This window comes from Allobosea sp. P4_E12, from assembly GCF_056401655.1.
Map to the genome: position 1 here is coordinate 41,931 of NZ_JBFUIY010000015.1, position 23,031 is coordinate 64,961.

22 protein-coding genes are annotated in these 23,031 nt (G+C 65.8%); 10 read left to right on the plus strand and 12 right to left on the minus strand.

What is annotated here, in order from left to right; translation table 11 throughout:
• Positions 1-100: 100 nt before the first annotated feature.
• Positions 101-481 carry a tautomerase family protein gene (locus AC1DW9_RS19645; RefSeq protein WP_441488719.1) on the minus strand — a complete coding sequence of 127 codons (381 nt, stop codon included), beginning with the start codon at positions 479-481 and terminating at the stop codon, positions 101-103.
• A 116-nt stretch (positions 482-597) separates the two neighbouring features.
• Here AC1DW9_RS19645 and AC1DW9_RS19650 point away from each other — a divergent pair, with 116 nt between their 5' ends.
• Complete coding sequence (locus AC1DW9_RS19650) at positions 598-1,497, plus strand: LysR family transcriptional regulator (RefSeq protein ID WP_476776844.1); 900 nt, start codon at positions 598-600, stop codon at positions 1,495-1,497.
• On the opposite strand, the gene era is transcribed toward AC1DW9_RS19650, so the two are convergent.
• The 3 genes from era to lepB are packed head-to-tail and all read right to left on the minus strand — an operon-like array spanning position 1,461 to position 3,875.
• Positions 1,461-2,372: a GTPase Era gene (gene era, locus AC1DW9_RS19655; RefSeq protein WP_069877010.1), complete on the minus strand. Its 912-nt coding sequence runs from the start codon at positions 2,370-2,372 to the stop codon at positions 1,461-1,463. The genes AC1DW9_RS19650 and era overlap by 37 nt on opposite strands.
• A complete protein-coding gene (gene rnc / locus AC1DW9_RS19660) occupies positions 2,365-3,096 on the minus strand; it encodes a ribonuclease III (protein ID WP_441488721.1) in 732 nt (243 codons plus the stop codon). Before rnc ends, era begins: the two co-directional genes overlap by 8 nt.
• Before the next feature lie 11 nt (positions 3,097-3,107).
• A complete protein-coding gene (lepB, locus tag AC1DW9_RS19665) occupies positions 3,108-3,875 on the minus strand; it encodes a signal peptidase I (protein ID WP_441488722.1) in 768 nt (255 codons plus the stop codon).
• A gap of 335 nt (positions 3,876-4,210) precedes the next feature.
• Here lepB and aqpZ point away from each other — a divergent pair, with 335 nt between their 5' ends.
• Positions 4,211-4,909: an aquaporin Z gene (gene aqpZ, locus AC1DW9_RS19670; RefSeq protein ID WP_441488723.1), complete on the plus strand. Its 699-nt coding sequence runs from the start codon at positions 4,211-4,213 to the stop codon at positions 4,907-4,909.
• Between the two features lie 203 nt (positions 4,910-5,112).
• Here aqpZ and AC1DW9_RS19675 read toward each other — a convergent pair whose 3' ends face one another.
• From AC1DW9_RS19675 to AC1DW9_RS19685, 3 genes are read right to left on the minus strand one after another with little or no spacing between them, the layout of a single operon-like run.
• Positions 5,113-6,177, minus strand: coding sequence for a DUF2332 domain-containing protein (locus tag AC1DW9_RS19675; RefSeq protein ID WP_441488724.1), 1,065 nt, complete (start codon positions 6,175-6,177; stop codon positions 5,113-5,115).
• 14 nt (positions 6,178-6,191) lie between these two features.
• Entirely contained in the window at positions 6,192-6,596 is a 405-nt protein-coding gene (acpS, locus tag AC1DW9_RS19680; protein ID WP_113518170.1) for a holo-ACP synthase, read from the minus strand.
• Between the two features lie 9 nt (positions 6,597-6,605).
• Positions 6,606-7,358, minus strand: a complete 753-nt coding sequence (locus tag AC1DW9_RS19685) for a pyridoxine 5'-phosphate synthase (protein WP_441478369.1) — start codon at positions 7,356-7,358, stop codon at positions 6,606-6,608.
• Positions 7,359-7,551: 193 nt separating this feature from the next.
• On the opposite strand from AC1DW9_RS19685, the gene AC1DW9_RS19690 reads away from it, so the two are divergent.
• From AC1DW9_RS19690 to AC1DW9_RS19715, 6 genes are all read left to right on the plus strand, one after another.
• Positions 7,552-9,303, plus strand: a complete 1,752-nt coding sequence (locus tag AC1DW9_RS19690) for an ATP-binding protein (RefSeq protein ID WP_476776845.1) — start codon at positions 7,552-7,554, stop codon at positions 9,301-9,303.
• A gap of 97 nt (positions 9,304-9,400) precedes the next feature.
• A complete protein-coding gene (rpoZ, locus tag AC1DW9_RS19695; RefSeq protein ID WP_069877018.1) occupies positions 9,401-9,793 on the plus strand; it encodes a DNA-directed RNA polymerase subunit omega in 393 nt (130 codons plus the stop codon).
• Between the two features lie 148 nt (positions 9,794-9,941).
• Complete coding sequence (locus AC1DW9_RS19700; RefSeq protein WP_476855166.1) at positions 9,942-12,149, plus strand: RelA/SpoT family protein; 2,208 nt, start codon at positions 9,942-9,944, stop codon at positions 12,147-12,149.
• A 217-nt stretch (positions 12,150-12,366) separates the two neighbouring features.
• Entirely contained in the window at positions 12,367-12,951 is a 585-nt protein-coding gene (gene pyrE / locus AC1DW9_RS19705; protein WP_113518167.1) for an orotate phosphoribosyltransferase, read from the plus strand.
• A gap of 177 nt (positions 12,952-13,128) precedes the next feature.
• Entirely contained in the window at positions 13,129-13,749 is a 621-nt protein-coding gene (locus AC1DW9_RS19710) for a LabA-like NYN domain-containing protein (protein ID WP_441488727.1), read from the plus strand.
• Positions 13,750-13,869: 120 nt separating this feature from the next.
• A complete protein-coding gene (locus AC1DW9_RS19715) occupies positions 13,870-14,604 on the plus strand; it encodes a superoxide dismutase (RefSeq protein ID WP_476776846.1) in 735 nt (244 codons plus the stop codon).
• A 95-nt stretch (positions 14,605-14,699) separates the two neighbouring features.
• Here the strand turns inward: AC1DW9_RS19715 and smpB are convergent, their stop codons facing one another.
• From smpB to dapA, 3 genes are read right to left on the minus strand one after another with little or no spacing between them, the layout of a single operon-like run.
• Positions 14,700-15,173 carry an SsrA-binding protein SmpB gene (gene smpB, locus AC1DW9_RS19720; protein ID WP_441488729.1) on the minus strand — a complete coding sequence of 158 codons (474 nt, stop codon included), beginning with the start codon at positions 15,171-15,173 and terminating at the stop codon, positions 14,700-14,702.
• The gene (locus AC1DW9_RS19725; protein WP_476776847.1) at positions 15,170-15,487 is read right to left on the minus strand and encodes an FMN-binding negative transcriptional regulator; all 318 of its coding nucleotides are present in this window, start codon (positions 15,485-15,487) and stop codon (positions 15,170-15,172) included. Before AC1DW9_RS19725 ends, smpB begins: the two co-directional genes overlap by 4 nt.
• Before the next feature lie 52 nt (positions 15,488-15,539).
• Positions 15,540-16,433, minus strand: a complete 894-nt coding sequence (dapA, locus tag AC1DW9_RS19730; protein WP_441488731.1) for a 4-hydroxy-tetrahydrodipicolinate synthase — start codon at positions 16,431-16,433, stop codon at positions 15,540-15,542.
• 172 nt (positions 16,434-16,605) lie between these two features.
• Between dapA and AC1DW9_RS19735 the strand changes: the two genes are divergently transcribed.
• Together AC1DW9_RS19735 and AC1DW9_RS19740 are read left to right on the plus strand one after the other, a co-directional pair.
• A complete protein-coding gene (locus AC1DW9_RS19735) occupies positions 16,606-18,687 on the plus strand; it encodes a transglycosylase SLT domain-containing protein (protein ID WP_476776849.1) in 2,082 nt (693 codons plus the stop codon).
• A gap of 134 nt (positions 18,688-18,821) precedes the next feature.
• Entirely contained in the window at positions 18,822-19,715 is an 894-nt protein-coding gene (locus AC1DW9_RS19740) for an alpha/beta fold hydrolase (RefSeq protein WP_441504775.1), read from the plus strand.
• A gap of 60 nt (positions 19,716-19,775) precedes the next feature.
• Here the strand turns inward: AC1DW9_RS19740 and AC1DW9_RS19745 are convergent, their stop codons facing one another.
• Positions 19,776-20,558 (minus strand): hypothetical protein, encoded by a 783-nt coding sequence (locus AC1DW9_RS19745; protein ID WP_476776850.1) that lies wholly within the window; start codon positions 20,556-20,558, stop codon positions 19,776-19,778.
• 11 nt (positions 20,559-20,569) lie between these two features.
• Complete coding sequence (locus AC1DW9_RS19750; RefSeq protein ID WP_476776851.1) at positions 20,570-22,915, minus strand: OmpA family protein; 2,346 nt, start codon at positions 22,913-22,915, stop codon at positions 20,570-20,572.
• Positions 22,916-23,031 lie beyond the last annotated feature (116 nt).

A 23,031-nucleotide genomic window follows, 5' to 3' on the forward strand; every position in this document is an offset into this window, starting at 1 on the left:
GGCCGGGTCAATTTCCGCAGGCGTCCCCTCCCGACAGCTCGCGTCAGCGGCGCCGGTCCGGGATGTGGAGAAGGCGGCAGCTGAGATGCGGCAGCCAACCTCAGACATACTGCGCGATGCCGCCGCCGAAGGACCAGTTCTCGCGCGCGGTCTCGATCAGGTTGATGAAGACGTCGTCGGGCCTCAGTCCCGGCTCCCGGCGCAGGTTCTCGGCGATCTTGGCAAACAGCGCCTTCTTCTGGGTGACGCCGCGGCTGTTGTTGCAGGTGATCTGGATGATGACGAGCCCCGCGCTGCGCTCGAAGCCGAAATAGCGGGCGTTGAAGATGAACTCGTCGGGGTCGTGCTGGTGGATCACGGCGAAGAGATCGTCCTCCGGCACCTCGAAGGTCTCGCGCATCGCCCGATAGACGCCGTCGACGATGGCGGCAGGCTCGGAGGCGGGACGGCCGCGCCTCATGGAAATGCGGATCAGGGGCATGGTGGATCTCCGGTTCGCGCGAGGGCGTTCGCCTCGCTGTCCAGGGCAAGCTAGCGCTCTCCGAACCATCGTTGTAGTGTATTATTGTAGATATCAATCATATGGATTATTGATTTATGATCGTCGCCACCCTCGATATCGATGCGGTCGCCGCCTTTCTCGGTGCGGCCGATCTGCGAAGCTTCACGCGCGCCGCCGAGGCGCTGGGCACGACCCAGTCGTTGGTCAGCACCCGGGTCAAGCGGCTCGAGGAGGTTCTCGGCCGGGCCCTCCTCCAGCGCCACCCACGTCTCGTCAGGCTCACCGCCGAGGGCGAGCGTTTCGTACCGGCGGCGCGCGAGCTGCTCGCCGCGCATGAACGGGCGCGTGCGGCCTTCACCGAGGTACCGGAACGTATCTCTGTCGGGATCAGCGAGCAGGCGGTCGGTGCCGATGCGCCGGCCTTGCTGGCGCGTCTGTTCGGCCATGACCCGACGCTGGTGATCAGCCTGCGGATCGAACGCTCCAGCCTGCTCGAGACGGCCTTCGAACGCGGCGAGCTCGATGTCGCCGTGATGCTGCGGATCGGACAGGGGCGAACGGGCGAGGTGCTGCGCTGCGACGCCTTTGGCTGGTTCGCCGCGCCAACGCTGACGCGCGATCCATCGCGGCCGCTGCCGCTCGTCAGCCTGATGACGGAATGCGCGCTCAGGCGTCACGCCATCGAGGCCGTTAGCGGCGCCGGGCTCAGCTGGCGGGAGGCCTTTGTCGGCGGCGGCATGGCCGCGGTGCTGGCCGCCGTGCAGGGCGGCCTCGGCGTCACGCCGCTCGCCGCACGCATCGCGCCTGCCGGCGCGGTCGATGTCGGCGAGGACTGGGGCCTGCCAGTGCTCGGCTCATCCGAGGTCGTGCTGCGCAGCAATGTCGCGACGCCGCGCGCCAACGCCTTCGTCAGGGAGCTGGCGGCGGCGTTTCGCGGGCCGGCTCAGCCCTTGTCGGCTCAGCCCTTGGGGAATTCCAGCCCCATCTCGCGATAGCGCTCCGGATCGTCGCTCCAGTTCTCGCGAACCTTGACGAAGAGGAAGAGATGGACCTTGGCCTCGGCCGCCTCGGCGATCTCGACGCGGGCCTTCTGGCCAATCGCCTTGATGGTCTGGCCGCCCTCGCCAAGCACGATCTTCCGCTGGCCCTCGCGCTCGACATAGATCGTCTGCTCGATGCGCACCGAGCCATCGGGCCGCTGCTGCCATTGTTCGGTCTCGACGGTCGAGCGATAGGGCAATTCGTCGTGCAGGCGCTCGAAGATCTTCTCCCGCGTGATCTCGGCGGCGAGGAAGCGCAGCGGCGCATCCGAGATCTGGTCCTCCGGGTAGAGCCAGGGGCCGAGCGGCAGGCGCGTCTCGAGCCAGTCGAGAATGTCCTTGACGCCATAACCGGTCAGCGCCGCGACCATGAACGTGGTCTCGAACTTGCCCCGCTCGTTCAGCTGCGTCGTGATGGCGAGCAGCTTCTCCTTCTCGATCGTGTCGATCTTGTTGAGGACCAGGAACTTGGGCTGCTTCAGCTCGGCGAGCTTTTCGAGCAGCCTCGTGTTCTCCTCATTGTCGAAGCGCTCGACATCGATCAGCACGCCGATCAGGTCGGCATCGGTCGCGCCGCCCCAAGCGCTCGTCACCATGGCGCGGTCGAGCCGGCGCTTGGGTGCGAAGATGCCGGGCGTGTCGACGAAGATGACCTGCGCCGCGCCGGCGAGCGCGATGCCGCGCACCTGGGTCCGCGTCGTCTGCACCTTGCGCGAGACGATCGAGATCTTGGCGCCGACGAGCTTGTTCAGCAGCGTCGACTTACCGGCATTGGGCGCGCCGATCAGCGCAACGAAGCCGCAGCGTGTGGGCTTGTCGGCCTCAGCCATTGTCATCTCCCATGGTTTCGTTCCAGAGCCCCTCGCGGCGCAGGAACGCCTCGGCAGCAGCTTGTTCGGCGAGGCGCTTGGAGCGCCCTTCGGCTTCGGCGTCGATCAATCCCGCGATCCGGGCCGCAACACGGAAGAGCGGGGCATGGTCCGGGCCCGAGCGGCCGCGCTCGGTATAGGTCGGCGTCTGGTAGCCCTTGCCCTGCGCCCATTCCTGCAACGCGGTCTTCGCATCGCGCAACGGGCGCACCGGCTTCAGCAGGCGCTCGCCAAAAGCGCGCTCGACCAGTCCTCTTGCTGCAGCATAACCGCCATCGATGAAGACCGCACCGATGATCGACTCGCAGGCATCGGCCAGGATCGCCTTGTTCTTGCGGGCGCCGCCCAGGATCTCGCCGTCGCCGAGCTTCAGGTAGCTGCCGAGATCCCAGCCCAGCGCGACTTCGGCGCAGGTCTCCTTGCGCACGAGATCGGCCAGGCGGCGCGACATGTCGCCCTCCTCGGCCTGCGGATAGCGCTCGAAGAGCATGTCGGCGACGCTCAATCCCAGGACGCGATCGCCCAGGAACTCGAGCCGCTGATAGCTGCCGAGCCGCGAGCTCTCGGCGCTCATATGGGTCAGGGCGGTTTCAAGCAGGGCGCGATTGGCGAAGACATGGCCAAGCTTCGCCTCGAGCCGAGCGAGGTCGGGCGTCTTACGCCCGCTGTCCCCCGGCTTCGTCACTTGCGGCTTCGTCACTTGATCGTGCTGAACAGGCGGTTCCAGCGCACGGTCCAGGGCCATTCCCAGACACGCCAGGCGGAGGCGCCGTCGTCGATGGAGAAGAAGATGATCTCGGCGCGGCCGACGAAGTTCTCGAAAGGCACGTAGCCGACGCTGCGGTCGCGCGAATCCAGCGAGTTGTCGCGGTTGTCGCCCATCATGAAGAAATGGCCTTCGGGCACGCGGAAGACCGGCGTGTTGTCGAAGGTGCCGGTGTCGCCCTCGCGCTCGATGATGTTGTGGCTGACGCCCTCGGGCAGCGTCTCGCGATACTGGATGACCTTGGTGCTGCGGCCCCAGTTGTCGGTGGTTTCGAAGTCGGCGATGCGCTCGCGCTTCACCGGCTGGTTGTTGATGTGGAGGATGCCGTCGATCATCTGGACGCGGTCGCCCGGCAGGCCGATGACGCGCTTGATGTAATCGGTGGAATTGTCGCTCGGCAGCTTGAAGACGGCGATGTCGCCGCGCTTCGGCTCGGCAGCCCAGACCCGCCCCTTGAACAGCGGCGGGCTGAACGGGATCGAGTGCTTGGAATAGCCGTAGGTGTATTTGGAGACGAAGAGATAGTCGCCGATCAGCAATGTCGGGATCAGCGAGCCCGACGGAATGTTGAAGGGCTGGAACAACAGCGTCCGGATGACAAGCGCGATGAGAAGCGCCTGGACGACGACCTTGATCGTCTCAAGGATGCCGCCCTCGTCCTTGGCCGTCTTGCTCTTGATTTCGGCGTCGTTGGCCACCCGGGGCGCTCCTTCATCAGTTCCGAGGCGCGGCATAGCGGAATGTACGGCCGGGGACAACGCGATATCCTCGCACAAGATGGCGCGAACAGGGCCGCCCGGCATCGCAACGCAACATTGGTTCTGTCATCGCGAATTTCCCCGGCTGCCCGCAGGTCCGGACCTGCCGCAATTGAGGCGACGCAATCGCGCCGCCCCGACATTGCCCCAGGCCAAGCAGCAGCCGGCGAAGATCGACCCCTGCCGCAGGTGAAGGGCGGCCCCGCAGTAGCGTAATTGACGCATTCCGAGCCCAGGTTCACTGATAGCTGGTCACAACCTCTGGGGGAATCAGTATGAGCTCGAAGAAATATGCGGCTGAAGCCATCGGCACATTCTGGCTAACCTTCGCCGGCTGCGGCAGCGCGGTCATCGCTGCAGGTTTCCCGCAGGTCGGTATCGGGCTGCTCGGCGTCTCACTTGCGTTCGGCCTGACGGTCGTCACCATGGCCTATGCCATCGGCCATATTTCGGGTTGCCATCTCAATCCGGCGGTCACCGTCGGGCTCGCGGCCGGCGGGCGTTTCCCCACCGGACAGGTCCTCCCCTATATCGTCGCGCAGGTGATCGGTGCGATCGCCGGCGCCTTCATTCTCTACATGATCGCCAAGGGCGCGCCTGGCTTCGATCTCGCCAAGGGCTTTGCCTCGAACGGCTATGGCGAACATTCGCCGGGCCAGTACAGCCTGTTCTCAGGCTTCCTGATGGAAGTCGTCATGACGATGATGTTCATCTTCATCATCATGGGCGCGACCCATGGCAAGGCGCCGGCAGGCTTCGCACCGCTCGCCATCGGGCTCGGCCTCGCTCTCATCCACCTGGTCAGCATTCCCGTGACGAATACTTCGGTCAATCCGGCGCGCAGCACCGGCCCTGCCCTGTTCGTCGGCGGCTGGGCGCTGCAGCAGCTCTGGCTGTTCTGGGTCGCTCCGCTGATCGGCGGCGCTCTTGGCGGCGTGCTCTATCGCTGGCTGAAGTCCGACACGGCCGAATAGCCGTCAAGATGGCGCCGGCTCGGTCCGGCGCCTCGCTTCCTATGGCTCGAACGGGTCGGGTGCGCGCAGCTCCGGCCCGTTTTGCGTTGTCGATCTAGACGGACAGGAAACCGCGTCCGGTCCGATGATCTAACCCTTTGTGTTTGCATCGGCTTTGTCCCGAAAACCGCAATCCACTTTTCGGGCCGACGCTCTAACCCGCCTCAGTGCCACTCGACCCAGCGGCCGTGATAATCGGCGCGCCCGAGTTCACGCTCCACTGCCCCCGGCCATTGCGTCAGGGCGACCGCGGCATGGCCAGGCTTGCCGTCCGGCTCCATGCGCAGCCAGGCCAGCGGGCGCTCGGCGGTCGCGGCAGCGCCCGCCGCAGCCATGGCCGCAACGATGCGCTGCTTGGTCGGCTCGGGCAGATATTGCCACATGATCGTGTGCATCAGCATGCGGGCGCTGCCCGGCGCGGCCGCCTCGGCCAGCCGCGCCTCGACCCAGGCGGCAGCATCGGCTCGCTCAACGCGCCACGAGGCAGCAGACGCCGCATCGAAGGCTGCTTCGGTCGTGTGCAGGCGGTCGGCCTGATCCGGCCAGATATAGGAGAGGACGCGGGCGCGATCGGCCGGTTGCGATGGGTCGAGCGGATTGAGGTCGCAGGCACGCCGCGCCGCAACGCGAAGCGCGGCATCGAGCGGAGGCAGCCTGCCGCGCCATTCGCTGCGGATGGTGACCGGCGCATCGTCGCGCCCCCAGCTGGCGGCACCAAATGCGTAGCGATAACGCTCGAAACCGAGATTGAGCCCGGCGCTCGCGCCGATCTCGATCAGATCAAGCGGCAAGCCGGTATCGCGGGCAACGATCAAGGCGCCCCCGAGCAGCACGGCGCAGCGCTTCACCTCATTAGTCTGCGGGGCGCTGTCGAGATAGGCGGCAAGATCCGCATCATGGGCGTCGATGGCTGCGGCAAGGCCGCTCCACAATGCGTCCGCGCGGGCAAGAGCCGGCGGGTAGAGCGCCTGCAATGACGGCATCGTTCCGGAGCGCGCCAAGGCGTTGAAGGCACCGGCTGCCCGCAAGGGCAGCGCGTCGGCAACGGGGTCGCCCGGCCAGCCAAGCGCGCGCCGGCCAAAACCACTGGTTTGATCGAGCCGCTCCGCCATCACCTCGCAGAACAGGGCCGTGAAGGGGGATCCAAGCCTGCGGCAGGCCTCGACCTGCCCTCTGAAGCTCGCGCGGGCACGCTCCTCGCGTTCCGCGTCGCCGACACCACCAGACATGCCCGTACTCCCTGTCAGGGAAGAAGCGGTCGCGCCTCGATCACGACGAAAGCCTGCGCCATTGGCGGATCATCGGTCAGCGAGACATGGACGAAGGCTTCATGCCCTGGCGGCAGCATCGCTGCGAGGCGCTCGGCGGCGCCGCCGGTCAACCGCATCGTCGGCTGGCCGCCGGGCAGGTTCACCACCTCCATATCGCGCCAGAACACGCCGCGACTCAGACCGGTGCCGAGCGCCTTGGAGCAGGCCTCCTTGGCGGCGAAGCGGCGGGCATAGGAGGCCGCCCGGGTGGCGCGGCGGTCCGACTTGGCCCGCTCGCCCTCGGTAAAGATGCGATGGGTGAAGCGCTCGCCGAACCGCTCCAGCGATTGCTCGATGCGGCGGATATCGCAGAGGTCGGAGCCGATGCCGAGGATCATGCAGCCGGTCTACTTGGCCGCGCGCCCTTCGTCCATGGCTGCACGCATCTGCACGATCGCCTGCTCCAAGCCGATGAAGAGCGCCTCGCCGACCAGGAAGTGGCCAATATTGAACTCGACGAAATCGGGAACGACCGCCAATTCGCGCGCGGTGTCGTAATCGAGCCCATGGCCAGCATGAACTTCGAGTCCAAGCGAGGCCGCAAGCGCAGCCCCTTCGGCAAGACGGCGGAACTCGGCATCGGCCTTGTCCCGCTTGCCGTCGATGACGGCATGGCACCAGGTTCCGGTATGCAGCTCGACCACCGGAGCGCCGAGCTTGGCCGCCATCCTGATCGGAGCAGCATCCGGCTCGATGAAGAGCGACACCCTGGAGCCCGCCGCGTTGAGCTGCGCGATCGCTGGCGCCAAAGCACGCTCCTGCCCGACGACATCGAGCCCGCCTTCGGTCGTGCGCTCCTCACGCTTCTCGGGCACGAGGCAGGCCGCATGCGGCTTCAGGCGCTCAGCCAGCGCGATCATCTCCGCCGTGGCTGCCATCTCGAAATTCAGGGGCACGGTGAGTTCGGCCATCAGCCGCTCGATGTCGGCATCGCGGATGTGGCGCCGGTCTTCGCGCAGATGCGCCGTGATGCCGTCGGCTCCGGCCTCGACAGCAAGATGCGCGGCGCGGATCGGATCGGGCAGGGCTCCGCCACGCGCATTGCGCACCGTAGCAACGTGATCGATGTTCACGCCCAGTCGCAACCGGCCATTTGTCATCACAAGTCCCCTCGCCCGTTGCCAGCGTGCATACCGCCTGGCCCGGTCCGGCTCAAGGCACGGAAATTGATCGGCAGGACCACGTTCGCTGATGGATATCGCGAGAGCTTTCCCGGGCTTCTTCGCGATTTGCTAACCGCGCCGGCAAGCTCCCGCAGTCTGGAAACCAATCTTAAGCGCGCACGCTCCTTTCATGCCTGACCCAGATCAGATCGAGGGACCCAGGGCCGTGCAGATTTCCGTCAATCAGGGCCAGTTCGAAAACGATATCATTCCGGACCGTCGCACCGCCGGCCAGGTGGCCGACCGGTCGATCGGCCGCGTTCTGTCATGCAATGGCGCGCGTGCGACGATCGGCACCATCATGCCACGCGCCGGCACGGCAACGCCGGAGGCCTGGACGATCGGGCGGATGATCTCGATCAATCTCGGCCGCAACCGGATCGTCGGCATGGTCTATGAGATCAAGGCCGTCAGGGAATTCTGGGACGAACAGGCCGACAATCCCGTCCATATCGAAGTGGAATTGCTCGGCGAGGTGCTGGAAGCCGAGGGCGGACGCACCTATTTCCAGACCGGCATCACCACCTATCCGCCGGTCGGCGCGATCGCGCACCGTATCCGGGCTCATGATCTTGCCCTGGTGCATGACCTCGGCGCCAGGGCCGGCGTCGCCATCGGACACCTGACGCAGGATGCCGCCATTCTGGCGACCGTCTGCATCGACGATCTGCTGTCGCGCCATTTCGCGCTGGTCGGCACGACCGGTGTCGGCAAGTCCAGCGCCGTCTCGCTGCTGCTGCGCAAGGCGATTGCCGAAAAGCCGCATCTGCGGGTGCTGATCCTCGATCCGCACAACGAATACGCCCACGCCTTTCCCGACAAGGCCGTGGTCACCGATGCGCAAAGCCTCGACCTGCCCTTCTGGATGTTCCGCCTCGAAGAATTTGCCGATGTCGTCTTTCGCGGCCGTCCCGATCTCGACGAGATCGACATCCTGCGCGAGGTCATCGCCGCGGCCCGCGCCCGCTATCGCAAGCCCGCAGCCCAGGATTTCGCACGCGACCTCGGCGCCTCGCTGCTGAAGCGGCCGCTCGATCCGACGGCGCGGCGGTCGGCGGCCGGGGGCGCAGCCTCCAGCGGCGACGCCCCCCTGCCCTACAGGATGGTCGACGCGCTCGCCGTCCTGGACGAGTTGATGGGGCTCCATGAGATCCGTTATCCGCGTGCCGCGCTGCGATCGCTGAAGGTCCGTCTCGAAGCCCTCTATGGCGACCCGAGCTACCAGTTCATGTTCGCACGCGCGAACATGGTCGAAGGCATGGGCCAGGTGATCGGCCAGATCTTCCGGATTCCGCAGCATGGCCGGCCGATCTGCGTGTTCCAGCTCGCCGGGCTGCCGGCCGATGTCGTCAACGCCGTCGCATCCGTGCTGGCGCGCATCGCCTTCGATCTCGCCATGTTCAGCCATGGCGGCTACGAGGTGCTGCTGCTCTGCGAGGAAGCCCATCGCTATGTGCCGGCGGATCAGTCGCTCGGCTTCGCACCGACCCGGCAAGCCATCGCCCGCATCGCCAAGGAAGGCCGCAAGTACGGCGCCTATCTCGGCGTCGTGACCCAGCGCCCGGGCGAGCTCGATCCCACGATCCTGTCGCAATGCTCGACCATTTTTGCGATGCGGCTCGCCAATGACCGCGACCAGCAGATCATCCGCTCGGCCATTGCCGACGCCTCGGCGAGCACAATCGGCTTCCTCTCGGCCATCGGCAATCGCGAGGCGATCGCCTTCGGCGAGGGCGTGGCGACGCCGATGCGCATGCGCTTTGCCGAGCTTGCGCCGCATGAGCTGCCGGCGATGGCGGGGGGATCGATCCTCGACGGCCTGGCCCATCGTGAGCCCAGGCTCGACGAGCTGGTCAGCCGGATGCAGGGCGAGAGCTGGTAAGCGCGCGCAGCAAAATCTTGCATCCGCCCGGCTTTGCCTGTATGGCCGGCTCACATCAATCTTTCCCTGCATCGCCAAGATCAGAAGGAGCCGTTCAATGGCTCGCGTTACCGTTGAGGACTGCATCGACAAGGTCGAGAACCGCTTCGAGCTGGTTCTGCTGGCCAGCCACCGCGCCCGCATGATCGCTTCGGGCACGCAGATTCTGGTTCCCCGCGACAACGACAAGAACCCCGTCGTGGCGCTGCGCGAAATCGCCGAAGAGAAGCTCACTCCCGAAGATTTGAAGGAAGAGCTGATCCACTCGCTACAGAAGCATGTCGAGGTCGACGAGCCTGAGGCCGAGACCGTGCCGCTCCTGACCAGCGGCCCGTCCAGCGCAGCGACGCCCGATTCGGAAGTCCAGTTCGATCGCATGAGCGAGGAAGATCTACTGCGCGGCCTCGACGGCCTCGTGCCGCCGACCGAGAGCGCCGACGACGAAGACTGATCAAAGCGTTCACCAGTCTACGCTAAAGCCCGGCATTGCCGGGCTTTTTCATGCCTACCCTGCATAGAATCGCCTTGCCCCGCCGGAACGCCGTGCCGATATTGAACCTTTGCAATTCTTGGCAGGCGTTACAGGGGCCCGCATGGGCATGATGCGGCAATACGAGCTCGTTGACCGGGTCAGGAGCTATAATCCGAATACCGACGAAGACCTGCTCAACCGAGCGTATGTCTATGCCATGCGCGCGCATGGCACACAGAAGCGCGCCTCGGGCGACCCCTTCTTCGCGCATCCCCTCGAAGTCGCGGCGATCCTGACCGATCTCAAGCTGGACGATGCGACGATCGTCGCCGCCGTCCTGCACGACACCGTCGAGGATACGGCAGCCACTCTCGAAGAGATCGAGAGCATGTTCGGGCCGGATATCCGCCGGCTCGTCGACGGCCTGACCAAGATCAAGAAACTCGACCTCGTCTCGAAGAAGGCGGCCCAGGGCGAGAATTTCCGCAAGCTGCTGCTGGCCATCGCCGAAGATGTCCGGGTGCTCCTGGTCAAGCTCGCCGACCGGCTGCACAACATGCGCACCCTGCATTTCGTCCCGCCCGAGAAGCGGCTGCGCGTCGCCGAGGAGACGGCCGAGATCTATGCCCCGCTCGCCGGGCGGATGGGCATGCAGGAACTGCGCGAGGAGCTGGAAGAACTGGCCTTCCGCCATATCAAGCCGGAAGCCCACTCCACCATCACCAAGCGCCTGGAAGAGGTGACCGAGCGCGAAGGCTCCGTGATCAGCGCGATCGAGATCGATCTCAAGGAGAAGCTGGCCGCGCGCGGCATCCAGGCGGAGGTCGCCGGACGACGCAAGCGCCCCTACTCGATCTGGCGCAAGATGGAGCGCAAGTCGGTCTCCTTCGAGCAGCTTTCGGATATTTTCGGCTTCCGGGTCATCGTCGACCAGCTGGAGGATTGCTACCGCGTGCTCGGGATCGTCCACACGACCTGGCCGATGGTTCCGGGGCGCTACAAGGACTACATCTCGACGCCAAAGCAGAACGACTATCGCTCGATCCACACCACGGTGGTCGGCCCGGGCCATAGCCGCGTCGAACTGCAGATCCGCACAGACAAGATGGACCGCATCGCCGAGTACGGCATCGCGGCCCATGCCCATTACAAGGACGGACGGACCACCGAGCTCTCCGGTGCGGCCGATGAAAGCCGGGCCTATCAGTGGCTGCGGCGCACCGTCGACCTGCTCGCAGAGGGCGACAATCCGGAAGAGTTCCTGGAGCACACCAAGCTCGAACTCTTCCACGACCAGGTCTTCTGCTTCACGCCCAAGGGCCGGCTGATCGCCCTGCCGCGCGGGGCGACCCCGATCGACTTCGCCTATGCGGTCCATACCGATGTCGGCAACACCGCGGTCGGTGCCAAGATCAATGGCCGCATCGCGCCGCTGCTCACCGAGCTGCAGAATGGCGACGAGGYCGAGATCACCCGCGCCGACGGGCAGGTGCCCCCCGCGGCCTGGGAATCGCTCGTCGTCACCGGCAAGGCGCGCGCCGCGATCCGAAGGGCGACGCGCGCGGCCGTGCGCAAGCAATATGCCGGCCTTGGCCGCCAGATCCTCGAACGCGCCTTCATGCGCGCCGAGCGTGTCTTCACCGACGAAAAGCTCAAAGCGGCGCTCAAGCGGCTGGCCCGCACCGCCGTCGACGACGTGTTCGCCGCTGTCGGGCGCGGCGAGATGTTCTCGGGCGACGTCGTCAAGGCGGTCTATCCCGATCTCGAGCCGGAGAAGCGGTCCACGCCCGAAGCCCGTGGCGAAAGCAACGGCAAGGGCTGGTTCGAGCTGCGCAAGGGCGACAATCTCAAGTTCAAGCTGCCCGGCGAGACGCCGGGCGACAATGCCATCCCGATCCGCGGCCTCGGCGGCGATCTGCCGGTGCGCTTCGCGCCGAATGGCGGTGCCGTGCCGGGCGATCGCATCGTCGGAATCCTGACGCCTGGCGAAGGCGTGACGATCTATCCGATCCAGTCGCCTTCGCTGGCGGCCTTCGACAACGAGCCCGATCGCTGGCTCGACGTGCGCTGGGACCTCGACGACAAGACGCCCCAGCGCTTTCCGGCGCGCATCGCCCTCAACTCGATCAACGAGCCCGGCTCGCTGGCGCAGATCACCACCACCATCGCCGAGCATGACGGCAATATCGATGCGGTGACGATGGTGCGGCCGACGCCGGACTTCACCGATGTCACCATCGATCTCACGGTCTGGGACCTGAAACATCTCAGCGCCATCATCAGCGAGCTGCGGGAGAAACGGGTGATCAGCCGGATCGAGCGCGTGGTCGGCTAAAGCATCGGCCCGAAAAACGGATTGCGGCTTTCGGGCAAGCCCATGCAATCGGAGGCGGTCAGATCATCGGACCGGATACGATATTCCGGCCGATGCGCTGGCGGCCTTCCACAGCTCCGCTCGGGCCCACGCTTGAAACGCAGGCCATTCCGGCGCAAAAGCACTCGCCTGTGCCCGTCGCAGGCAATGGGATCAACTCCATCTGCGAGGCGCACCGATGACCGACGACGAGGTCCTGGCCGAATTCCGCGATGCCGGCGCATTGCTTGAAGGTCATTTCATCCTGTCTTCCGGCCTGCGTAGCCCGGTCTTCCTGCAGAAGATGTTCATCTTCCAGGACCCGGTCCGCACCGAGCGGCTCTGCAAGGCGCTTGCCGCCAAGATCGAAGCCACATTCGGAAAGGTCGACTATGTCGTCTCGCCCGCGGTCGGCGGCATCGTGCCGGGCTACGAGACAGCACGGCACCTCAAGGCCAAGGCGGTGTTCGTCGAACGCGAGGACGGACAGTTCAAGCTGCGCCGCGGCTTCGCCATCCCCGCCGGTGCGCGCGTGGTGATGGTCGAGGACATCGTCACCACCGGCCTCTCCTCGCGCGAATGCCTGGCCTCGATCGCTGGTGAACCTGGCCAGATTCTCGGCGCCGCTTGCCTGGTCGACCGTTCCGCCGGCAAGGCCGATCTCGGCGTCAGACTGGTCAGCCTCGTCGCTCTCGATATCCCGGCTTATGCTCCTGACGCGCTGCCGCCCGAGCTCGCCGCCATCCCGGCGGTCAAGCCCGGCAGCCGGGGGCTCGCCAGCTGAAGGGCCCTGCGGGGCTCAAGGAAACTGACCAGCCTGAGCAAGCGCACTTGCAAGACTCCAGCAAGTGGCCACATAATTAGTGCTTGGCTGATCAGAATTCGCCGATCTTTCGACATTGCCTGACCGCTATCCTTTCGATCTGACGTATTTGATTCGATTTTTACTGGAGTCGTTCCCATGGCGGAGCCGCGCATCGCGCTTTTTATCGATGGGGCAAACCTCTATGCCACATCGAAGCAGCTTGGCTTCGACATGGATTACCGTCGCCTGTTGAAGGAATTCCAGGCACGAGGCAACCTCATCCGGGCCTTTTACTTCACTACGTTGGTCGAAAGCGAAGAGTACTCGTCGATCAGACCACTGGTCGACTGGCTCGACTATAACGGCTACCGGGTCATCACCAAGGCGGCCAAAGAATTCACCGATGCGACCGGTCGCCGCCGGGTCAAAGGCAATATGGACATCGAGCTCGCCATTGAAATGCTCGAACTAGCGCCGCATCTTGACCAGATCTACTTGTTCTCGGGCGATGGTGACTTTCGCCCACTGGTTGAAGCCGTGCAACGCAAGGGTGTAAAGGTCTCGGTGGTCTCGACCATCACGACCAATCCCCCCATGGTTTCAGATGAGTTGCGCCGCCAATGCGACGAGTTCCTCGACCTTTCGCATCTCATGGCGAAAATCGGGCGCGACCCCTCGGAGCGCGCGCCGCGCAGTGGCGCTGCGGGCACGCCCGGCCATCCCGGACTGGAACGCCGTTATGGCATCCGCCAGGGCGACGAACCGGTCGAAGGCTGATTTCGGCACGCCACTGACGTGTGGTCAGGGGCTGTGATACGACCGTTGGAGCGAGGCCCCAGGCCGCCATGTGATTCGGCCGGGCCGGCTATGGCAACAACGGGACTGGGAGGCCTCATCATGCATCGCCGTCATTTTCTCGCCGGGCTCGCGGGGAGCTCCACGGGCGTTTTCGTCATCGCCAAGCCCGCCCTCGTCCTGGCGCAGGCTACGCCTGCTCCCGCCGCACCGGCGGCTGCACCCGCCTTCACGTTGCCGCCGCTCGGCTATGCCTATGAGGCGCTGGAGCCCAATATCGACGCCGCCACCATGCGCATCCATCACACCGCCCATCATCAGGCCTATGTGAACAACGCCAACGCGCTGGCCAATCAATGGGCGGACCTGAGGACGACGCCAATCGAGACCGTGCTGGCCGATCTCAGCGCGGTTCCCGAGAACGTTCGCACCGGCGTCCGCAACAATGTGGGCGGCCACTGGAACCATACGTTCTTCTGGGAACTGATGACGCCGGGCGGCGCGGAGCAGCCCTCACCCGAACTCAAGAGCGCGGTCGAGGCCTCGCTCGGTTCGGTGAGCGATATGGCGACCAAGCTCAACGCCGCCGCCCTGGGCCGCTTCGGCTCCGGCTGGGCCTGGCTGGTCGTCGGCAAGGACAAGAAGCTCGCGATCGTCAGCACCGCCAATCAGGACACCCCGCTCGAACTCGGCGCCAAGGCGGTCGTCGGTGTCGATGTCTGGGAACACGCCTATTATCTCAAGCACCAGAGCCGCCGCGCCGACTATCTGGCGGCGTGGTGGAAGACGGTGAACTGGGACAAGGCCAACGCCAATTTCAAGAAGGCGATGATCTAACCTTCTGTTTTTGGATGGACGCCCTGAGAAGGAAAAAGGGCCGCTCGCGCGGCCCTTTTTCCGTGACGATCGCCCTTTCGGAAAGCCCTGTCGGTTCAGCCGCCGGTTTTCATGATCCGCGCCTTGTCGCGGTTCCAGTCGCGGGTCTTTTCGGTCTCGCGCTTGTCATGCAGCTTCTTGCCGCGGCCAAGCCCGAGTTCGACCTTCGCGCGGCCCTTGTCGTTGAAATAGACCTTGAGCGGGATCACCGTGAAGCCGTCGCGCTGGATCGCGCCCATCAGCTTGTTGATCTGACGACGATGCAGCAGCAGCTTCCGCGGCCGGCGGACATCATGGTTGAAGCGGTTGGCTTCGAGATATTCCGGGATATGGGCGTTGAACAGATAGAGTTCGGTCCCCATCGGCCCGGCATAGCTCTCCCCGATCGTCGCCTTGCCACCGCGCAGGGACTTGATCTCCGTGCCCTGCAACGCGATGCCGGCCTCGAGCGTCTCGATGATCTCGTAATTGTAACGCGCCTTGCGGTTATCGGCCGCGAGGCGATAGCGCTCGGGATCAGGCTTGCTCATGCCGGGTGACCAAATCCATAGGTCTTCACGAGACCCGCCATGGCCTGCGACACCGTTTCGGAGTCAGCACTCAGGCCGTTGAGAACTCCCAGCCTGTCGGCGTCCTGCCGGTTCTGGCTGAGTTTGAACTTGCCGATGATCGAGGCGATCTCGATTTCGATGCCGACAATGCCGCGGGCCTGCGCCGCAATGAACGGCTCGGGGTCGGCGAGAAGGCCGTCGGCGCCGGCCGCCACTATGGCGAGCGGATACGCGCGAATGACGCCGTGCAACGCGTCCCGGTCTTCAACCTTGAAATGGCTCGGTTCGTACATCAGCGGCTCCGGGGCGGTTCGCCGAGCACCCCGGGCGAACGCAACTCTCTATCTAGGCATTCAACAGCCCGGCGTGAACCATGGCCTCGCGGATAACCTTGCCGGTCGGGGGCGTCACCGGCATCAGCGGCAGGCGAACCTCCTCCTCGATCCGGCCGAGCAGCTTGAGCCCATGCTTGGCGCCGGCAAGGCCCGGCTCCTTGAACACCGCGTCGTGCAGCGGCACGAGCCGGTCCTGGACCTTCAGCGCACCAGCGAAATCGCCCTTGAGCGCGGCCACCATCAATTCGGAGCAGAGGCGCGGCGCAACATTGGCGACAACCGAGATGCAGCCATGGCCGCCGGCCGCCATATAGGCCAGCGCCGTCATGTCCTCGCCCGAGAGCTGGATGAACTCCGGCCCCATGGCGTGGCGCTGCTGCGAGACGCGGGCGAGATTGGCGGTCGCGTCCTTGACGCCCGCGATGTTCTTCAGCTCGTAGAGCCGCGCCATGGTCTCGACCGACATGTCGACCACCGAGCGCGGCGGGATGTTGTAGATGATGATCGGGATGCCGACCGCGTCGTTCACCGCCTTGAAGTGCTGGTACATGCCCTCCTGGGTCGGCTTGTTGTAATAGGGCGTGACCACCAGCAGCGCCGGCGCACCGGCCTTCTCGGCATGGATCGCGAGGTCGATCGCCTCGGCCGTGTTGTTCGAGCCGGCTCCGGCGATGACGGGAACGCGACCCTTTACCGCATCGAGGCAGATCTCGATGACCCGCTTGTGCTCGTCATGGCTGAGCGTCGGGCTCTCGCCGGTGGTGCCCACGGGCACGAAGCCATGGCTGCCGCTTTCAATCTGCCAGGCGATCAGCGCGCGCAGGCCATCCTCGTCGATCCTGCCGCCCTTGAACGGGGTCACCAAGGCTGTGAGCGAGCCGGTGATAGGCGCATGCTTGGTCATGATCGAGCCGTCCTAAGAACAAAATCCGTGTGTAGCGGGCGACAGACATACCGCCTCCCACCGCATGCGCAAAGGCGAAAGCCCGTCAAAAATCGCTTGCACGTTAGTTAACGGTCCATCAAGACCCTTCGCCGACCATCGAAGTCCAAGCGCCATCCCGGGGAAATCCACCATGGTACGGCTGCCTGCCTCTCGACGGCTCCTTTCATGGGCCGTGCCTGCACTCCTTGTGACTGCGAGTGCCCAAGCGACCAACGACGCCGACCACGTCCTGCAGAAGGACCGTGTTGCGGCCATTGCCGATCCTGCGACGACGGCGACGCTCCTGCGCTCGCCCGACGAGCAGTTGCGCGCCGACGCGCCAGCCGATCAGGGCGCTCTCAAGACTGCGGTCGAGGCCTATCGCCGTGGTGCGGTGACCGAGGGCGATGCCCTCGCCTCGGCCTTCGACGACCGCGCGACGCGCGCCATGCTCGAATGGGCCGCGATCCGCTTCGGTGGCAGCACGGTGGGCTTTGCCCGCATCAACGCCTTTCTCGAGACCTATCCGAACTATCCGGCAACGACATTGTTCCGCCGCCGCGCCGAGGCCGCGCTGATTGCCGAGAAGAAGAGCGTGGCCGTGATCCGGGCCTTCTTCCATGCGCAGCGCCCGATCAGCCCGGTCGGCCGCGTGGCGCTGGCCATGGCCCTGAAAGCTGACGGCAAGCCCGACGATGCGATGGCGCTGATCCGCGAGACCTGGCGGCGCGACCATCTCGGCGCGCCGCTGGAAGCGATCGTCCTGAACAGCTTCGGCGACCGGCTCACAGTGACCGACCATCGCCTGCGCACGGAACGCTATCTCTTTGAGGAGAACAATGCGGCGGCGCTGCGCAATGCCGCGCGCGTCTCCACCGATTATGTCCTGCTCGCCAAGGCGCGGCTCGCCAGCGCGCAGTCCAAGGGCACGATCGCGCCCGCACTGATAGCGGCCGTGCCGGCGTCGCTCCGCAACGATCTCTCCTTCACCTTTCTGCAGGTGCAGCAGGCCCGGCGCGCCAACAAGGCCGGCGAAGCCGCGCAGATTCTCGCCAAGGTGCCGCGCGACCCGGCCCTGCTCGGCGATGGCGACGAATGGTGGACGGAGCGGCGCCTGATCGCGCGCAAGCTTCTCGACGAGGGCGATGCCGCCAAGGCCTATGAGGTCGCAGCCGGTCATGGCGCCGAAGGCGCCGCCGAGCGCATCGACGCGGAATGGCACGCAGGCTGGATCGCGCTGCGGTTTCGGGATCAGCCCGGCCTGGCTCTCGCCCATTTCGACGAGGCAGCCAAATGGGCGGAAACGCCGGTCTCGGTCGCGCGCGTTGCCTATTGGCAAGGCCGCGCGGCCGAAGCGATCGGGCTGAACGAGCGCGCCCAGGAAGCCTATGAGCGCGCGGCGGCTCATTCCGTCGCCTATTACGGTCAGCTTGCCCGGGCCAAGCTCGGCCTGCCGGACCTGCCGATCCGCACGACGGAATCGGCGGCGCTCGAACATTTGCCCGGTCATCAGGGTGTGCGCCTCCTCTACCAGATCGGCGCGCGCGATCTTGCAGCCACCATGCTGGTCGATCTGTCGCAGCGCCTGCATACGACGACCGCGCTGGAAGCCGTGGCCGCGATCGCCAGCCGTGAAGGCGATGTCAGGACCCTGCTGACGATCGGCAAGACCGCCCTGCAGCGCGGCTTCCCGCTCGACACCGCCGCGTTCCCCACCTCCGGCGTGCCGGACTTCCCGGTGCTGGGCGACCCGATGGAGCGGGCGATCGTCCACGCCATCGCCCGGCAGGAAAGCGCCTTCGATCCCAATGCGGTCTCGCATGCCGGCGCACGCGGGCTGATGCAGATGATGCCGGCGACAGCCCGGGAAACGGCACGGCGCGCCAATATGCCGTTCGACCTTCCGCGGCTCGGCAGCGATGCGCTTTATTCGGCGCAGATGGGCGCCGCCCATCTCAACGACCTGATCCGGGAATGGCGCGGCTCCTATATCCTGAGCTTCGCGGCCTATAATGCCGGCTCCGGCAATGTGAAGCGCTGGATCGACGCCTATGGCGACCCTCGCAAGAGCGACGTCGATGCCGTCGACTGGGTCGAACGCATCTCGATCTACGAGACCCGCAACTACGTCCAGCGTGTGATGGAGAACCTGCAGGTCTACCGGCAGAGGCTGAACCAGCGTACCGCCTATCTGATCGATTACGACCTGAAGCGGACCTGGACGCGGGATTAGGCGGGATCTCCGGCCCTTCACGGCCGGAGCCCCCCTCGCCTGCTCCGTTCCGGCGGATTTTCTTGACTGGGACCAGTGCCCATTTCGCCTGAAGATGCTTTAGTCCAGCCTCTTGCAGCGCCGCCGGAGGGCGAATGGATTCTGATAGCGGTTTCCGCTCCTTCTTTATCAGTGCCCGCGACGGCCTGAAGCTCCACGCCCGCGATTACGGTCCCCTTGCCTCGCACGCCCTGCCGGTGGTCTGCCTGCCGGGGCTGGCGCGAACGGCTGCCGACTTCCACGAACTGGCGATGGCGCTGGCAGGGGACGAGGCCAAACCACGGCGCGTCCTGGCGCTCGATTACCGCGGGCGCGGGCGCTCCGCCTATGACAGGAACTGGGCCAATTACGATATTCGGGTCGAGCTCGACGACATGATGCAGCTGCTCACGGCGGCCGGCATCGAGGCCGCCGTGTTCGTCGGAACCTCGCGCGGCGGCCTGCTGACGATGGCGCTGGCGGCGGCGCGCCCGGCCATGATCAAGGGCGTCGTCCTGAACGATGTCGGCCCGGTAATCGATGCGCGCGGATTGCTGCGGATCCGCGGCTATGTCGGCAAGCTGCCGAGCCCGCGCAGCTTTGTCGAAGGCGCCGAAATCCTCAAGCGCCTGTCTGACCAGCAATTCCCGGCTTTCGGCGAACGGGAATGGGAGATAATGGCGCGTCGGACCTGGACCGAGCGCGATGGACATCTCGTCACCGATTACGACCCTAATCTGATGAAGATCCTGGAGGAACTCGACCTCGAGGCGCCGCTGCCCGTGCTCTGGACCTATTTCGCCGGGCTGAACGCCGTGCCGATTCTGGCGATCCGTGGCGCCAATTCCGATCTTCTCTCGGAGGAGACGCTGCGCGAGATGGGGGAGCGCCATCCCGATTGCGAGATCTTCGTCGCACCGGGACAGGGCCATGCGCCCCTGCTCGGATCGAAGGACATGGTGCGGCGCATCGGCAAGCTGATCGGCAAGGCGGAGAAGCGCGCCGCCTGAGTCTTGGGCCGGCCCACCCCCCGGCGGTCGCAACACGCCGGGCTCACTGAAATCGAGGATTTACCGCCGCTTGCCGTCGGCTCCGTCTTCGGGGACGCCGGCGACATTGCCCTGCCCCTGCGTACCATCGTCACGCGAGGCCTCGACCTCACCGGCGCGGGCCCGTGTCGAAAACGCGGTCTCGATGCCGGCTGCGAGCGAATGCGCCTGGGCGACCCAGTCCTCACGCTCGATCCGGCCGGGAAAGGCGAGATAATGGCCGACCCACTCGATGTTCTCGGGGGTCCAGGCGGCGATCTGCTCGAAATGCCAGATCCCGAGGCTGTGCAGCCTGCCTTCGTTCTGCTGGCCGATGCCCTTGATCAGTTTGAGATCGTCGGCCTTCCCGCTGCGCGCCGCGACAAGGCCGGACGGCCGCCTGCCGGAGATCAGGTCCTCGCCCTCGACCTTGTCCAGCAGCGGGGCCGATTGCACCAAGACCGGCTTCAACGCAGCGACAGCAGGCCCGGCCGGGGTCTCAGGGATCGAACCGGCATTGGCGCCGGCTATGGCGAGAACTGAATCGCGGTGAGCGAAGATCGTGCGGACAAAGCAGGCGAGACAACAGCCCGCCAGATAGGCCGCGACATAAAGGAGCGCGGTCTCCAGCCAGAGCGCGGCAACACCATTCACCACCTGCAGCCAGGTGAGCGCGGCGACCACGGCCCAGACGCCCACGAGCAGGGTGATCGGACTGGTCCAGAAACGGACCTTCCCTCCTGTGCAGGTGATCCAGCCCATGGCTAGGCCGATGCCGAAGGCCGCGAGCAGGAACCATGCGAACTGGGTGGCCAGGTAGAGCATGCCAGCGATCCCTACTTCTCGACCGTGAACTGGACGCGACGGTTCATGGCCTTCGCCTCCGGCTCGTCATGGGGAACGAGCGGTCGCTGCGCGCCAAAGCCCTTCGGCTCGAGCCGGGCAGCGCTGATGCCGCGTATGACCAACTCATCAAGCACGCGCCGAGCGCGCCGGTTCGAAAGATCGACATTGTCGAACCCGCGCCGCTCGCCATCGAGATTGGCATGCCCCTCGACCGTGACGCGCACATCCGGGCATTGCTTGAGGATCGCGGATGCTTCCGCCATGGCCCGTTCCGTGGTCGCATCGAGCACGACCACAGCTGTGCCCTGGCCGAACAGCACGGACTGGCGCTTGGTCAAGGCATCGAGGTCGTTCTGGCAGGTGTTGGGCGGTTCCGTGACGCAACCCGTCTGGCGCAAGCCGATCTCCGCCTGGCCTGAAAAGCCGGCAGGCAGCCCGCTCGCGGCGCTGGTCTCGACCTCGCCCTTGATCAGCTCGCGGCAGGTCAACCCCTGCAGCTCGACCTTGCCATCGACCAGGCGCGCGGTGCCGAGATCCAGCCTGAGCAGATCGGTCACGGCGACGCGAGCTGCGCCGCCGAAACCGGCAGGCGCTCCGGGCACGATGCGCGTCTCGTCCACGATCTTGCCCTGCAAGGGTGAGCCGTCCAGCAACGCCAGAAGCGCCGAGCGCGTCTGCTCATCAGGCAAATAGCCGGACAGGCCGACGCCCGAGCGATCCGCCGAAATCGTCAGACCGAAGGGGCGCAGGCCAAGGCCCGCCAGATCCGGCGCGCCCGTGAGGCCTCCCGGCAAAGGCTGCTGCCGGAGCGCGGCCTCGATTTCGCGCCAGGCCCCTTCGTCGGCAACGGCCCCCGAGAGCGAAGCCTGCGTGCCCTCGATGGAAACCACGCCGTTGCTCATCCTGCCGAGCAGATCCAGCAGGAAGCTGGTCGCCGTGCCGAAATCCGGAGCTTCACGCAGCTTCGGTTCACCCGTCATGCGATCAGCGATGCGACCCGCATCCGCCCCGCGGTCGGCCGATTGCAGCACGCCCTGTCTCGCCGCCTCGTCGGGAACGAGGCCGCTCAGCACGACGCCCTGCTCGGTCTTCTCCGCCCGCCATTGCAGCGGAACCGTGCGCTCGGGCACAGCGCGTACCGGGATGGGCGCCTTCGCCTCACCGGCACTGGCGTGGGAGCTGCCGGGCGATGGCACCTCACCGCGCTGAGGCGCAGGAGGTGTTGCAGGCTCCGAAGGCGCAGGAGGTTCGGCCGGAACAAAGAGCGGTGGAATCTCCGGCAGGGCTGGCATAGGAGGGGCCGCCGGCGGGCAGATGATGTTGGCCTGCGCAACCGAATCCGGCCCGTCCGTCTGCGCGATCAGCAGTTGCAAGGCCTGGCAGGATTCGAAATCCTCGGGCCCGTCGCCGGACAGCCTGTAGCTGCCGGCATCGAGCTCGGCCTTGCCGCGGCGGAGCCGGGCAAGATCGCCAATGGCGCGCGTGACCTTGACCAGGAAAGCGCCCGGCTCGCCAAGGGCCGGCTTGCTTTGATCGTCGATCCGAGTGGGCTCGGGAAAGCTGCGCCGCAGGGCCGCGGAAATCTGCTGCCTCGCCTCATCCGACGGGTAGAAGCCGGTGACGCTCAGCCCGCCATCCGCGCTCTTCTCCACAGACCAGCGATAAGGCGCGATCGTCGGCGGCTCGAGGCTGCACTCGACTGCGGTGAACCCACCCTGCCCCAGGGATGCAGTGCGCTCGCGCAACGCAAGGAAGCGCTCCGGCGTCGTCGCCTTGCCCTCGATGCAGAAGCGCGTGTCGTCCAGCGCCACCTTGCCGCTCGAGAGTCCGGCCAGCTCACCGAGCATTTTCTGCGTTACGGCGGCAAAACCGGCAGGCGCGCCAAAAGCGAGCATCTGGCGATCGTCGACGCGCAATCCCGGGACGGCCGCACTCGCCGCGGCAATGTTGGCGGTTGCCGTCGCCTCATCGGGAACGAAGCCGCTCAGCGTCACCGCATCGCGCTCGCGCGTCGCCGACCAGCTATAGGGTTTCTGCGCGACGACCTGGGACAGGCCCCCGAGCGCCCGGCGTATGCCGAATTCGCCGCGCAACTGCACCATGGCCTTGGCAGCGCCATCGGCCGAGAGCGCCTCGCCCACGATCAGCACATCGCGTCCGGCAACGAGCGCCATGACCGGCCTTGCGCCGGGCGCCTCGCCGGCGACCTGCGTCGCCACCGCGATGGCACGGCGACTGACATCGTCCTGAATCGCATCATCCAGATAGAGGTTGCTGGCGCTCCAGAGCAGCGCCAGCGGCACGAGCCCCCATAACCAGTTTGCCGGCTGCGCCATTCCCGCTCCCCGCGTCGGCACAGACTTGTCAGGCCCTTACCGATCACCGTCCCCAGGGCGCCAAGTCAGGACGGTTCGCCCGCCCCTGTCAAGTGAGTGAACAGGCCTAACCCTCG